This is a genomic window from Microbulbifer magnicolonia, assembly GCF_035117725.1.
GTDB classification, from domain to species: domain Bacteria; phylum Pseudomonadota; class Gammaproteobacteria; order Pseudomonadales; family Cellvibrionaceae; genus Microbulbifer; species Microbulbifer magnicolonia.
The window spans coordinates 952,507-965,442 of record NZ_JAYEFD010000002.1 but is presented as its reverse complement, the minus strand read 5'-3'; the positions used below and the strand labels follow the sequence as shown (position 1 = coordinate 965,442).

The window sequence follows — 12,936 nt, the reverse complement described above, 5'->3', positions numbered from 1 at the left end:
CACACCTTCGTTATTCTTGGTTTCAGCGACACAAACAATACCCCAGTGGCTGTTTTTTGTCCTCCAATCCGTGCGCCGCTCGCGTCATACCTTGGTCTAACAGGCAAATGGACCCGGCACCGCTAGAGTGGCAATCCCGGATATTTATAAAAACCATAAATTTGGTGATTGGAGAGAGCCATGAAAAGAGCAATCAAGTTCCATCCCCTCGCTGCAGGCATCATGCTCGCCTGTGGTGCCAGCTTTACCTACGCCGACCCGGCCCTCGAGGAAGTGACCGTTACTGCGCAGAAGCGCGAGCAGTCGCTGCAGGAAGTACCGGTGGCCGTAACCGCCATCGGCGAGGCGGCCCTGATTGAAAACGGCATTGCGGATATGACCGATATCCAAAAGCTGTCCCCCAACACCACGCTGCAGGTGAGCCGCGGCACCAACTCCACCCTGACGGCGTTTATACGCGGTATCGGCCAGCAGGATCCGCTGTGGGGCTTCGAACCGGGCGTCGGCATTTACGTGGATGACGTCTATGTCGCCCGCCCTCAGGGTGCGGTGATGGACGTGTACGACGTAGAGCGCATCGAGGTCCTGCGCGGCCCTCAGGGCACCCTCTACGGCAAGAACACCATCGGCGGCGCGGTGAAATACGTCACCAAGAAGATGACTGGTGACAATGAAGTCCGCATAGGCGCGGCCCTGGGCAGCTACAACCAGCGGGACCTGAAAGTGGCCGGCTCAATGGCGGTATCGGAAAAGGTCAATATCGGCGGCGCCATCGCCAGCTTCCAGCGCGACGGCTTCGGCGAGAATATGGTCAATGGCGAAGACCAGTACAACAAGGACACTTTGAGCGGCCGGGTTTCTGTCGAGATTAACGCGACGGAAGATTTGTTTATCCGTTTCGCCGCTGACAAGACTCGCGACGAATCCGCCCCCAAACACGGACATCGCTTCGGACCCGGGTACGCGGGCGAACCCGTACTCGACAGCATCTACGACACTGAATCCAACCTGCCGTCTGAAAACCTGGTCGAAACCAGCGGTATGTCATTGACCGCAGAGTGGAAGGTTTCCGACAGCGTAATCGTGAAGTCAATCACCGCCAGTCGCGAAGGCTACACCGAGACGGTCATCGACTTCGACGCCACCAATGCACCCCTGTTCGACGTTCCCGCCTTCTACGACGACGAGCAGTTCTCACAGGAGTTCCAGTTGAACTGGCAGGGCGACAACGCCGACCTGGTCAGCGGTGTCTACTACTACGATGGAACGGCTGCGGGCGGTTTCGACGCGGTGCTGGGCTACCTGGATTTCAGTGCGCTGGGTCTTCCGGCCGGCTTCACCCAGAATGTATCGGGTCAAGTGGATACCAATAGCCTGTCCTTCTACGCCCATTACAACTGGCAGTTCGCCGACCAGTGGAACCTGAACCTGGGCGGTCGCTATACCAACGACGAGAAGAAAGCCGAGGTTTATAAGGGCAATTACTTCGGTATCGGCAGTGACATGTTCCACGACCAGTACTATGCCGACAGGCCCGCACCGGTATTTGGCGGTGCGCTGACCGATTACGCCAACGAAAAGGACTGGGGTGAATTCTCCCCGCGCGTCGGCCTCGACTACCAGGTCAACAATGACGTCATGCTGTATGCCGCCTATAGCGCCGGCTTCAAGTCCGGCGGATTCGACATGCGCGGTGACGCGGTGGAAATTCCGGAAACCGTCGATGGTTACGATCCGGAGACCGTGGACACCTTCGAACTCGGCTGGAAGCTGGATCTGCTGGGCAACCGTATGCGCATCAACGGCGCCCTGTTCCGCTCCGAGTATACGGACATGCAGGTGAACCAGCAGCGCTTGAAGGCTAGTGGTGCCGGTTTTGTCAGCGCGGTGCTGAACGCCGGTGAATCGCTGATTCAGGGATTGGAACTGGAAGCGTCTCTCGCCTTGACGGACAACTTGTCTGCGATGGCTACGCTGGGGTTAGTCGATGCTGAGTTTGTGGAATTCATTAACGGCGACGGCACCGATATCGCCGACCAGCTGGAAATGCAGAACACGCCGGACACCACCGCGATGGTGCAGCTGAACTGGTCCACGCCGGTGGCGGGCGGCGAGCTGGTCGTGGTTCCATCTGCCTCCTACCGCGCGGATACCCAGATTTTCGAAAGACCGGGCATTCTGGACCAGGACGCCTACACGCTGGTTGACCTGACTGCGACCTATTACAGCCCGGATGGCAGCTGGAACCTGGGCCTGCAGGGTAAAAACCTGACGGACAAGGAGTATCGGATCGCGGGCTATGACTTCGGCGCGCCTTTCCAGACCGGTTTCTATGGCAATCCGCGCACCATTGCCCTGACCGGCAGCTACAACTTCTAACGGGAAGCTCATTCAACCGATTGTTGCGTCTTTTCTCCAAGGGGGCGGTCTTCGCCCCCGGCTCAGTGAGCAACCACTTGCCGCCGTTAGTGATAACGGCGGCTTTTTTATGGGGAGGACTGGATCGGTAGCTTCGGCTGGGGCGCAATAGCGCAACGCGGGCGGGGCGAGTCTATACGGCAATCAGGGCTCGGCTCGCTTTTCCGCGGCTTCCTGCAGCTGCCCCTCGACCTTCTGCGCCTTCTCCAGCGCATCCAGCTGATACTGCGGAATCACACCGCCCGCTTGATCGGCCTGTTCTTCGGCCGCGGCCGATGGCTGGGACTGCGCCTGCTCATCGGCGCCGCAGCCGACCATCAGCACCAGAGCCGGGTAGAGAAAGAAACTCGCGCGCATAGGATTACCCTGTTGTGTTTATCGTTATGCGGGCCATTGTAAGTGCCGATTCCAACAACGTATAGCACCGCCGGCAGCGCATGACTGTCGCGACTTTGCACAAATTGGCGCCAAAACCGACACTTTGACGGCTGCTTCCTCTAGGCTGAAACAGAGCGCGGAACAATTTCGCGCCTGCCAGACAAGTCAAGAGGTACCTGCAGTGCAGAAATTGAGTCGTATTCTGCTGGCAGTGGCCCTGGCGACAGGAGTTGCCGGTTGCTCGACAACCGCGCCCGAGGGAGTTCCCACCACGCTGACCCTGAACGGTCAGAGATTCCAGTGTGTCGAACAGGAGCTGGAAACCAAGGTTCTGGTGCGCTGCGTGCGGGCTTCGTAGGGATGTGCCACTTCCTTAGTGACTCCGATCGGCCCTGCCACCGGTGGCCACCCGTGAAAAAACCTCATCGGTAAATATTTCCCGGGTGACCACCGGTGGCAGGACCTCGCATCGTGCCAGCTGAAGGGACTAGTGGTCCAAGCGGTAAATTCAGTAACCGATCTCTTCGCCACAGGCCCCGGTGCGGCGTTGAAAAAGCTTGAATTAGCCCGGCTAGTCCTGCGCTTTTTCGCCTTGCCCCGGAGCCTGTGGCTGTGAGCTTTAGCTACCGAATTTACCGCTTGAACCACTAGTACAGCTTGAATATTTGATACTTTGGGTATCAATCAACCCGCACGATACGCAGCGTGTCCGTACTGCCGCCGATATCCTGGTGATAACCGCGGGATACCAGCACGAAATCACCGGCCGCAAGCAGCTTGCGTTTTTTCAGATGCGCGATCGCCTGGCTGTCCCGCGACGGGCCGTCGAGGCCCTCCACGTCCATCAACACCGGATCGACGCCGCGATACAGGGCCACGCGACTGCAGCTGCTGCGGTGGCGGCAGAAGGCAAAGATCGGGATGTCGGAGCGCACGCGCGACATCAGCAGCGCGGTGTTGCCGGTTTCGGTCTGGCAGATGATGGCCTTGATATCGCGGCAGTGGTTGGCAATGGTCATCGCGGCCATGGCGATGCAGGCGTCGCCGGCCGGATAGTTGTCCTGCATCACCCGCGGGGGCCGGCGGGTGGCGCGGTGCTTCTCGGCACCGACGATCACCTCGGCCATGTGTGTGACTGTCTCCACTGGGAAGTCACCGGCGGCGGTTTCGGCCGACAGCATCACCGCGTCGGTGCCGTCCAGCACCGCATTGGCCACGTCGCACACCTCGGCGCGGGTCGGTACCGGGCTCGAGATCATCGACTCCATCATCTGCGTCGCGGTGATCGCCACCCGGTTCAGGTGGCGCGCGCGACGAATCAGGTGTTTCTGCACCCCCATCAGTTCCGCATCGCCGATTTCCACCGCCAGATCCCCGCGCGCGACCATGATGGCATCGCTGGCGAGTATCAGCTGATCCAGGTTTGCCTCTTCGGCCACCGCCTCGGCGCGCTCTATCTTGGCGACGATATGGGCGCTGCCGCCCGCGGCACGCAGCAGCTGGCGCGCCTTCTCTACATCGGACGCATCGCGGGGAAAGGACACCGCCAGGTAATCCAGTTCCAGCTCGGCTGCCACCTTGATGTCCTTGCGGTCCTTCTGGGTCAGCGCTGGCGCGGTCAGGCCGCCGCCGAGTTTGTTGATGCCCTTGTTGTTGGAGAGCCAGCCGCCGACCTCCACGCGGGTCTGCAGGGCGCGGCCGTCGATTTTCAGGACCCGCAGACGCAGGCGACCGTCGTCCAGCAGCAGGATATCGCCGGCGGCACAGTCGGTGGCGAGCTCTTCGTAATCGACCGACACGCCCTGGACATTGCCGCCGCCCTCGCCCCAGTCCGGGTCCAGGACAAATTCCGCGCCCTTCTCCAGGCGCGCGCGCCCCTCGCTGAACTTTCCCACGCGGATCTTGGGGCCCTGCAGGTCGCCCAGCACCGCCACATGCCGCCCCTGGCGCGCCGCCTCCGCCCGCACCTGCTCCGCGCGGCGGCGGTGGTCATCGGCAATACCGTGGGAAAAATTGAGGCGCACCATGTCCACACCGGCCGCAATCAGCTGCTGCAGTATGCCGGCCTTGTCGGTGGCCGGGCCGAGGGTGGCGACGATCTTCGTGCGTCTGATCATGTTGAACAAAAGCCCTGTCCTTGCTCGCCGGCTACTTTTTCGGCGGATAGTGGAAGCATAGCTTGTCGCCCTATTCATCGCCGTTTGCCGCGCAGCAACTAAGCTTGCTCTAGCAGCTTTTGGAAGAAGGGTGCCCGCAACTAATTGAAAGCGGCGCCATAGTTCAGGGATAGACAGGGAAGAACAGGGAGAAAAACGCCAATGAGCAGATTCATGCAGTTGTGGCTGCTGGGAGTGGTGCTGGTTGTGGGGGGCTGTCTCGGTGTCGGTACCGAAGAGGCGCCGGTGGTTCAGTCGGCCGGCAACATGAATGCGGTTTGCGGCAGTAAGTGGGAGTTGAAGCGCCTCAGGGTCAACGGCGAAGTTGTGCCCGTGGAGCAGACGGACCGCTTCACTTTCCTGTGTAATCCCGAAGGTAACGTGATGGGCAAGAGCGGCATCAATACCTTCCGCGGCGCGCTGCAGATCACCGATAACGGCCAGTTGCTGTGGGACACCGCCAGCTTCGCCTCCACCAAGATGGCCGGACCGGAAGCCCAGATGCAGCAGGAAAACGCCTACCTCCGCGCCCTGGCCGGTACCCGTCAGGCCTTCACCAAAGGTGGTGGCTCCCGGCTGATACTGCGCGATGCCTCCGGAGATATCTATATAGAATATGTCAAGGTCGGACCTTGAACACGGCCACAGACGGCCGGGCCTTTTTACGGTTAAATATCACAAAAATAACGAGACATGTCTCATGGTGCTATCCCCGAAAGCCCTTTTGCCGCTGATTCCGTTTTGGTTGCTACTGGCCCTGTCAGGTTGCGGATCCGTTGAAGAGAAAGAGCTGGCGGAGAACCCGGTAGAACCTTCAGTCTGCGAGCACGAGTGGCTGCTGGAAAGCCTGTCGGTCGACGGGCGCGAACACCGTTCGCGCCTGCTGTGGAAAAAGCTGTGGCGCGACCGCCCCTATTTCACCTGCGACAAGCTCGGCTATGTGCGCGGCAGTGCGGGCACGAATCCCTATCTGGGCCGCTTCCTACTATCGAATTCCGGGGCAATTTCCTGGCCGCAGGTGCCGGCGGTGTCGCGCATGAGTGATGCCCGCGACAGCAGCGATCTGGAAAGAGATTATCTCAAGGCACTGCCACAGACCGACAGCCTGTCGGTAGAAGGCGACTCGCTGATTCTGCAAAGTGAAAGCGGCAAGACCCGCCTGGAATTCAAACGCGTCGAGTGAACGCACGGCTGCACCTCAACGCGATTTCTTGTTTATCGGCGACAACAATTTTTTCCAGCGCAAAATAAAAATGGCGGCCGGATGGCCGCCGAATAATCACAATCAAGAAGGGTCAAAATCCGCATTGAGCGGATCAAAGAGAGAAGACCAACGCTGCCTCGAAATGCCGCTCGAACCCTGACGAGGCGGACAAGCATGTCGTTGTGATTGCATCGTAACTGGCAGTCGTGACAAACAGATGACAGGAGCGGCTATTTGCGGCGCTGGTGCTGCTCCAGGTTTTCCTGCCGCTTGCGCTCGCTTTTGCGCAGCAGTACATAAGTCGCACCCAGGCCGCCGTGCTGCTTCTGCGCGCTGTGGAAGGCGAGCACCTCGCGCAGCTGCGGCAGCCAGTGATTGACGCAGCTCTTCAACAGCGCCGGCTGCTTACGCCCCTCGCCCTTGCCGTGGGTAATCAGCGCACAGCGCACGTCGGCCTCGACGCAGTCGCGCACGAATTCCACCACCGCACGGCGCGCCATCTCCACCGTGTGGCGGTGCAGGTCGAGGCGCGCATCCACCGCGTATTTACCCAGGCGCAGATTGCGATAAACGCCGTTCTGCACGCCGTCGCGCTTGAATTCGATGGGGTCCCAGGGGTCCACCGGCTCGACATATTCACCGGAGAGGGGGTTCAGTTCCCGCGCGGTTTCCCGGGTGGCAGCTTCCCGGCGCGCGCGCCGGCCCAGCGCGGCGTCCTTGCGCTCCTTGTTGAGTGCCACGCGGCGCTCCTGCGCCAGCGGCTTGACGTCGCCCAACTGGCCGAGCGCGTCTTTAAACAGGTCAATATCGCTGGTCATAACATCTCCCCCCAGCTCGGTCACGGCTCGAGAAACAGGTCCACCGCTAACTGGTCGGCCTTGGCCGGATTGTGGGCGTACTCGGTAAAGTCGGTGACGCCGCGCTCGCCGAGAAGCTCCTCGTCGATCAGCTGGCGACCGGTGAGCGCGCTGTTCTCGGTGATCAGAATTTCATAGGCGGCATCGGCCATGATTGCGGGCTTGCGGCTCTGCTCGAACATCTCGCGGCTGCCCACCGCGAACTCGATCGCCGCGGTGGCGACCAGGGTGCGCGGCCACAGGGTGGCAACGCTGACACCGGCCGCGCGCAGTTCCTCCGCCAGGCCCATGCTCAATATGGTCATGCCGAATTTCGACAGCGCGTAGGGGGCGAAAGGTCCCAGCCATTTCGGCTGCAGGTTCACCGGCGGCGACAGGCTGATGATGTGGCCGTTGGCGGACTGCTTGAGGTAGGGCATCGCCAGATGCGCGGTCAGATAGACGGCGCGGCTGTTGATGTTCTGCATCAGGTCGTAGCGCTTCGGCGGCGTGGATTCCACATTGGTCAGGTTGATGGCACCGGCGTTGTTCACCACCGCGTCGATACCGCCGAACTTCTCCGCTGCCTGCGCCATGGCCTCCGCCACCCGCCGCTCGTCGCGCACATCCACCTGCAGCGCCAGGGCCTTGCCGCCGGCGGCCTCCACTTCCCCGGCGACCGAGTAGATGGTTCCGGGCAGTTTCGGGTGCGGCTCGGCGGACTTGGCGGCAATGACGATGTTGGCGCCATCGGCGGCACACTTGAGCGCTATGGCGCGGCCTATGCCGCGGCTCGCACCGGTAATGAAAATCGTCTTGCCCTTGAGGGCGCCGCTGTTTTCGGTCAGGGTGAGAAATTCTTCAGTCACTTTCGGCCTCCGCGCTGATGACTGCCGGGCAGTAGATTTCCTTGAATATTTCGGGCATGCGCTTCGCCTTGCCGCTGGACAGTTCGATACACACCATCTGCCACTGGGCGCGCAGAATCAGCGCCTCGTCAGCGGCTCGGAAAACCTGGAACTGACGGGTCATATTGAGGCGTCCGTCCACCTTGGTCAGCCAGGTGCCGAACAGCAGTTGGTCGCCGTCCCTCGCGGCCAGTATATAGTCGTACTCGGCGTGGCGAATGGCCATACCGCGGTCCAGGCCCTGGTAATTGGTGACATCCAGGCCAAGTTCAACACTGTGTGCCCAGCCGGCGCGCTCGCACCAGCGCACATATTCGGCATTGTTCGCGTGGTGCAGGCCGTCGACATGCTGCGGCTCTACAGTGACCGTCCAGATATAGGGCCGCGGTAAATCCCACTGCATTGGTGCTAAACCTTACTGCTCGATTGCTGGGAGCCTATGCGATCTGATGGGAGGGGACAAGTTTGATGCTCTGGTGCGCACGGTGCACCCGACAGGCAGGAGCAGGGAAGAATTGCTGCGCCGGACGCCAGGGACCTGATGCCGGGCGGCCACCGCGCCGCGCTCGGTGCCCAAAACGCAAAAAGGCCCCGATTGGGGCCTTTTTGCGAACGCTCAGGAGAATCAGGCTTCGGCCTGCTCCGCCTTGGCGCTCTCCGCCTGCTGCTGCGCCTGGGCCAGGGCCGCTGCGAACAGGGCGTCGAAGTTGATCGGCGGCAGCATCAGGGCCGGGAAGGAGCCCTTGGTTACTGCGTTGTCCACCACTTCGCGGGCGTAGGGGAACAGGATCTGCGGGCACGCAGTGTTCAGTGCCTGGGCCAGCTGCTGGCCTTCCAGACCCTTGATGGTGAACAGGCCGGCCTGCTTCACTTCCACCAGGAAAGCGGTCTCGTCTTCCAGTTTCACGGTGATGGTCAGGGTCAGCGCCACTTCGTACAGATCTTCGTCGATCTTGGCGGTTTGGGTGTTCAGCTCCTGGTTTACCTGGGGCTTCCACTGTTTCTTGAAGACCTCAACGCCCATCGGGGTTTCGAAGGAGAGATCTTTCAGGTAGATGCGCTGCATCGCGAATTGCACTTGCGGAGCCTCTGCGCTTGCCGCTGCGCCGTTTTGTTCTTCAGCCATGTTACTGCCTGTTATTTTAGAAATGGTTTATTTGTGCCTTCCGTGAGAAAGACTCCCTGTATGAGTCTTTCAAATGGGGCCGTCGAATACCGTTTCAAGGCCGAAAATAGAGAAACTGCGTTTTTTCAGCTGCCGTCGCCGCTGGCCTCATCAGCCGGCGCGCAGCAGCCCGTCCAGCTGGCGGCTGCGCTCCAGCGCCATCAGCTCGTCGCAGCCGCCCACATGGTGCTCGCCGATCCAGATCTGCGGCACGGTGCGGCGACCGGCCTTGCGGGCCATCTGCTCGCGCAGGGCGGGGTCGTTGTCCACGGCTATCTCGCGATACTTGACGCCCTTGCTGTTGAGCAGGTCCTTGGCGCGGATACAGTAGGGACAGAAACGGGTGGTGTAGATAACAACGTCTTGCATAACCGGATTCCGCTAAACCTCAGCGTCAATACTAGCCCTTGACCAGTGGCAGATTCTGGTTGGCCCACTCGCTCATACCGCCCTGCAGGCGCCGCACCTGGAAGCCCTGCTGCTTCAGCAGGCGGCCGACCGGGCCGGCGTGCTGGCCCATCTTGTCGGCGACGACCAGCGGCTTGTCCTTGAGCGGGGCCAGCTCGCCAATCCGCTCGGCCACTTCGCCGTGGGGAATATGTACCGCATCGACGATATGGCCGGCGCCGAACTCGCTCCGGTCGCGCACGTCCAGTACCCGCGCGCCCTCACTGTTGATCAGCCGCGTCACCTCGTGCACCGAGGCCGGGGTGCCGGCCTTGTAGCGCTCGTTCAGCGCGAACGCATACAGCAATACCACCAGCAGGCTGACCAGCAGCCACTGTTCGCTCATAAAGACGAAAAAGTCCACTTCGCTTCCTTATTATCCAGCAATCCAGTAGATCGTCCTGATCTATTGGATTGTCGCCCGCCGACGGCTGGCGCAGCTACGCGAAGCTGCTTGCCGTTTGCGGGCTCGCGTCGGCGATGGCCGACGACGGCGCATCCACGCGCCGCCACCTTGTTTCTTGTTTGAGCGGCGCACTCGGCGCCCGATGCGGCGGGAGTATACACGATCCTGGCGAAATCTTAACCAGCCCAACACTAAAAAGCGGGGCGCGCTGAATCCGCGTATCCGCCCCGCCAAACATGGTTAAACGGTGGCCAAACAGGTTAAAATCCGCGTCCCCTTATCGATCCACCGGCAGAGGAACACTTTCGCGATGGCCGCTGACCAACACCTCCAAAAACGCCCCCTGGTTCTGCTGATCCTGGACGGCTTCGGCCACAGCGAGAACCCCGAACACAATGCCATCCACGCGGCCAATTCGCCGGTTTGGGACCAGCTCTGGGCCGACAGACCCAGGACCCTGATCCAGACCTCGGGCATGGCCGTGGGCCTGCCGGAGGGGCAGATGGGCAACTCGGAAGTGGGGCACATGACCCTGGGGGCCGGCCGGGTCGTCTACCAGAATTTCACCCGTATCAACAAGGCGATTGCGGACGGCGACTTCTTCCGCAACCCGGCCTATACCGCGGCGGTGGACAAGGCCGTCGCCAACAACGGCGCCGTGCATATCATGGGCCTGGCATCCGAGGGCGGCGTGCACAGCCATGAGGACCATATCGTTGCGATGGTGACCCTGGCGGCCCAGCGCGGCGCCAGAGCCATCTATGTACACGCCTTCCTCGACGGCCGCGACACGCCGCCGCGCAGCGCCGAACCGACCCTGGCGCGCCTGATGCAGGTGTGCGACGCGGTGGGCAGCGCGCGCATCGCCACCCTCGCCGGGCGCTATTTCGCCATGGATCGCGACCAGCGCTGGGACCGCACCCGGTCCGTCTACGACCTGCTGACCCGGGGCAAAGCCCAGTACACAGCACCGGATGCCCTGGCCGGCCTGGCCGCCGCCTACGAGCGCGGCGAGAACGACGAGTTCGTGGCCCCGACCCTGATTGGCGACGCGGCGCCGATTCAGGACGGCGACGCGCTGATCTATATGAACTTCCGCCCGGACCGCGCGCGCCAGCTGACCCGCGCCTTTACCGAAGCCGATTTCGACGGCTTCGAGCGCCAGGCGGCGCCGAAACTGGCGGACTTCGTGATGACCACCGAGTACGCCGGCGATATCCGGGCCAGCTGTGCCTTCCCGCCGGAGAAACTGGTGAACTCCCTCGGTGAGTACCTGGCGGCCCGGGGCAAGACCCAGCTGCGCATCGCCGAGACCGAGAAGTACGCCCATGTGACCTTCTTCTTCAGCGGCGGCCGCGAGGAGCCCTATGATGGCGAGACCCGCGAGCTGATCAAGTCGCCGAACGTGGCCACCTACGACCTGCAGCCGGAAATGAGTGCGCCGGAAGTGACCGAAAAGCTGGTAGCGGCCATCGAAAGCGGCGACTACGACGCGATCATCTGCAACTACGCCAACGGCGACATGGTCGGCCACACCGGCGTATTCGAGGCCGCGGTTGCGGCGGTGGAGGCGCTGGACCAGTGCGTGGGCCGGGTCGTGGACGCAGCCCTGGCCGCAGGCGGCGAAGTGCTGATCACCGCCGATCACGGCAATGTGGAGGAGATGTTCGACGCCGGCTCCGGCCAGGTCAGCACCCAGCACTCCACCCTGCCGGTGCCCTTCGTCTATGTGGGTGAGCGCAAACTCCACTTGCGCGACGGCGGCAGTCTGGCGGACGTGGCGCCGACCATGCTAGCGTTGATGGATCTGCCGCAACCGGCGGAGATGACCGGCCAGAGTTTGGTGCAATTCGACTGATGACCCATACCGTGAAAGCCCTCGCTGTAATCCTCTTCGCGCTGCTGTCCCTGCCCGGCTGGTCCCAGACCGGGGCGGACGAGGACCAGCAGGCGCGCCTCGCCGAGATCAAGCAGCGCATCGAAGCGCTGCAAACAGAACTCAACGAGGTGCGCAGCCAGCGCGACCAGCTGCTCAAGGACCTGGAGAATAACGAGAAGGATATCTCCGAGCTGCACCAGCGCATCGACCAGATCAAGCGGGATATGCGCAGCCGCACCGACAAGCTGCAGGAACTGAAACGGGAACAGCAGCAGCTGGAGGAATCGCGGCGAAGTATGCAGCGGCGGGTCGAGCAGGAAGTCGCCGCCGCTTACCGACTCGGCAAACAGGAGCAGATCAAGCTGCTCCTGAACCAGCAAGATCCGCAACACATCGCCCGCCAACTCCGCTACCACGAATACTTCCTCCAAGAACGCAGCCGCGTTATCGACGACTACCTCGACACCCTCACGTCCCTGCAGACCGTCAGCACCTCGATCGAGCGCGAACGCGACACCCTCGACACCGAGCGGCGCCAGCTGCAGGAGCGGGAGAATGCGCTGCGCGGCGCACAGCGCGAGAGGAGCAGAACGCTGGACAAGCTGGCATCGCGACTGGCGGACAAGAGCGGCGAGCTGCAGCAGTTGCAGGGCGACCGCTCGCGCCTGCAGAAACTGGTGGACGAAGTCGGCCGTGCCATCGCCTCCCTGGTGAGCCCGCAGGACCAGCGGCCCTTCGCCAAACAGCGCGGACGCATGCAATGGCCGACCAAGGGCCGCCGCGCCAATGCCTATGGCCAGCGCCGCGCCAACGGCATCACCTGGAAAGGCATCACCATTCGCGCCGACGAGGGTGAGCCGGTGCGCGCGATTCACCGCGGCCGCGTGGTGTTCTCCGACTACCTGCGCGGCCAGGGCATGTTGCTGATCCTGGATCACGGCGACGGCTATATGAGTCTCTATGCCCACAACCAGTCCCTGACCCGCAGCCTCGGCGAGTGGGTGGAGAGCGGCGACACCATCGCCCGCGTCGGCAACAGCGGCGGCCTGGCGCAGAGCGGCGTCTACTTTGAGATCCGCCACCGCGGCGAGCCGCAGGATCCCACGCTCTGGTGCCGTTCGTAACAACACCTCGCCGGA

Annotated in this window: 14 protein-coding genes; 6 read left to right on the top strand and 8 right to left on the bottom strand. The window is 62.1% G+C overall.

The genetic code is table 11. The features are described 5' to 3' along the window. Window positions 1–180: 180 nt before the first annotated feature. Window positions 181–2,379, top strand: a complete 2,199-nt coding sequence (locus RRF64_RS13535) for a TonB-dependent receptor (RefSeq protein WP_323846421.1) — start codon at window positions 181–183, stop codon at window positions 2,377–2,379. A gap of 183 nt (window positions 2,380–2,562) precedes the next feature. Here the strand turns inward: RRF64_RS13535 and RRF64_RS13530 are convergent, their stop codons facing one another. Further along, entirely contained in the window at window positions 2,563–2,775 is a 213-nt protein-coding gene (locus tag RRF64_RS13530) for a hypothetical protein (RefSeq protein ID WP_323846420.1), read from the bottom strand. Window positions 2,776–2,977: 202 nt separating this feature from the next. On the opposite strand from RRF64_RS13530, the gene RRF64_RS13525 reads away from it, so the two are divergent. After that, window positions 2,978–3,154, top strand: a complete 177-nt coding sequence (locus RRF64_RS13525) for a hypothetical protein (protein WP_323846419.1) — start codon at window positions 2,978–2,980, stop codon at window positions 3,152–3,154. A gap of 322 nt (window positions 3,155–3,476) precedes the next feature. On the opposite strand, the gene pyk is transcribed toward RRF64_RS13525, so the two are convergent. Next, on the bottom strand, window positions 3,477–4,913 hold the full coding sequence (gene pyk / locus RRF64_RS13520; RefSeq protein ID WP_323846418.1) for a pyruvate kinase: 1,437 nt from the start codon (window positions 4,911–4,913) through the stop codon (window positions 3,477–3,479). Window positions 4,914–5,114: 201 nt separating this feature from the next. Here pyk and RRF64_RS13515 point away from each other — a divergent pair, with 201 nt between their 5' ends. Both RRF64_RS13515 and RRF64_RS13510 read left to right on the top strand, forming a co-directional pair. Continuing rightward, window positions 5,115–5,588 carry an META domain-containing protein gene (locus RRF64_RS13515; protein ID WP_323846417.1) on the top strand — a complete coding sequence of 158 codons (474 nt, stop codon included), beginning with the start codon at window positions 5,115–5,117 and terminating at the stop codon, window positions 5,586–5,588. Between the two features lie 64 nt (window positions 5,589–5,652). Next, window positions 5,653–6,135: an META domain-containing protein gene (locus RRF64_RS13510; RefSeq protein WP_323846416.1), complete on the top strand. Its 483-nt coding sequence runs from the start codon at window positions 5,653–5,655 to the stop codon at window positions 6,133–6,135. Window positions 6,136–6,386: 251 nt separating this feature from the next. On the opposite strand, the gene smrA is transcribed toward RRF64_RS13510, so the two are convergent. The 6 genes from smrA to RRF64_RS13480 form a co-directional block, all read right to left on the bottom strand. Further along, on the bottom strand, window positions 6,387–6,974 hold the full coding sequence (smrA, locus tag RRF64_RS13505) for a DNA endonuclease SmrA (RefSeq protein ID WP_323846415.1): 588 nt from the start codon (window positions 6,972–6,974) through the stop codon (window positions 6,387–6,389). 20 nt (window positions 6,975–6,994) lie between these two features. Next, window positions 6,995–7,861 (bottom strand): SDR family oxidoreductase, encoded by an 867-nt coding sequence (locus RRF64_RS13500; RefSeq protein WP_323846414.1) that lies wholly within the window; start codon window positions 7,859–7,861, stop codon window positions 6,995–6,997. Continuing rightward, window positions 7,854–8,303 (bottom strand): acyl-CoA thioesterase, encoded by a 450-nt coding sequence (locus RRF64_RS13495; RefSeq protein ID WP_323846413.1) that lies wholly within the window; start codon window positions 8,301–8,303, stop codon window positions 7,854–7,856. Before RRF64_RS13495 ends, RRF64_RS13500 begins: the two co-directional genes overlap by 8 nt. Window positions 8,304–8,525: 222 nt before the next feature. Beyond that, complete coding sequence (secB, locus tag RRF64_RS13490) at window positions 8,526–9,041, bottom strand: protein-export chaperone SecB (protein WP_422732632.1); 516 nt, start codon at window positions 9,039–9,041, stop codon at window positions 8,526–8,528. A 135-nt stretch (window positions 9,042–9,176) separates the two neighbouring features. Next, the gene (gene grxC / locus RRF64_RS13485; RefSeq protein WP_323846411.1) at window positions 9,177–9,434 is read right to left on the bottom strand and encodes a glutaredoxin 3; all 258 of its coding nucleotides are present in this window, start codon (window positions 9,432–9,434) and stop codon (window positions 9,177–9,179) included. A 31-nt stretch (window positions 9,435–9,465) separates the two neighbouring features. Continuing rightward, on the bottom strand, window positions 9,466–9,876 hold the full coding sequence (locus RRF64_RS13480) for a rhodanese-like domain-containing protein (protein WP_323846410.1): 411 nt from the start codon (window positions 9,874–9,876) through the stop codon (window positions 9,466–9,468). A 352-nt stretch (window positions 9,877–10,228) separates the two neighbouring features. Here RRF64_RS13480 and gpmI point away from each other — a divergent pair, with 352 nt between their 5' ends. Both gpmI and RRF64_RS13470 read left to right on the top strand, forming a co-directional pair. Continuing rightward, window positions 10,229–11,776 (top strand): 2,3-bisphosphoglycerate-independent phosphoglycerate mutase, encoded by a 1,548-nt coding sequence (gene gpmI / locus RRF64_RS13475; protein ID WP_323846409.1) that lies wholly within the window; start codon window positions 10,229–10,231, stop codon window positions 11,774–11,776. Beyond that, window positions 11,776–12,921 carry a murein hydrolase activator EnvC family protein gene (locus RRF64_RS13470; RefSeq protein ID WP_323846408.1) on the top strand — a complete coding sequence of 382 codons (1,146 nt, stop codon included), beginning with the start codon at window positions 11,776–11,778 and terminating at the stop codon, window positions 12,919–12,921. The genes gpmI and RRF64_RS13470 overlap by 1 nt, the downstream gene beginning before the upstream one ends. Window positions 12,922–12,936 lie beyond the last annotated feature (15 nt).

Coding starts and splice junctions, on each gene's coding strand:
- RRF64_RS13535 (WP_323846421.1), top strand. CDS start 181: ATGAAAAGAGCAATCAAGTTCCATCCCCTCGCTGCAGGCATCATGCTC.
- RRF64_RS13530 (WP_323846420.1), bottom strand. CDS start 2,775: ATGCGCGCGAGTTTCTTTCTCTACCCGGCTCTGGTGCTGATGGTCGGC.
- pyk (WP_323846418.1), bottom strand. CDS start 4,913: ATGATCAGACGCACGAAGATCGTCGCCACCCTCGGCCCGGCCACCGAC.
- RRF64_RS13515 (WP_323846417.1), top strand. CDS start 5,115: ATGAGCAGATTCATGCAGTTGTGGCTGCTGGGAGTGGTGCTGGTTGTG.
- RRF64_RS13510 (WP_323846416.1), top strand. CDS start 5,653: ATGGTGCTATCCCCGAAAGCCCTTTTGCCGCTGATTCCGTTTTGGTTG.
- smrA (WP_323846415.1), bottom strand. CDS start 6,974: ATGACCAGCGATATTGACCTGTTTAAAGACGCGCTCGGCCAGTTGGGC.
- RRF64_RS13495 (WP_323846413.1), bottom strand. CDS start 8,303: ATGCAGTGGGATTTACCGCGGCCCTATATCTGGACGGTCACTGTAGAG.
- grxC (WP_323846411.1), bottom strand. CDS start 9,434: ATGCAAGACGTTGTTATCTACACCACCCGTTTCTGTCCCTACTGTATC.
- gpmI (WP_323846409.1), top strand. CDS start 10,229: ATGGCCGCTGACCAACACCTCCAAAAACGCCCCCTGGTTCTGCTGATC.
- RRF64_RS13470 (WP_323846408.1), top strand. CDS start 11,776: ATGACCCATACCGTGAAAGCCCTCGCTGTAATCCTCTTCGCGCTGCTG.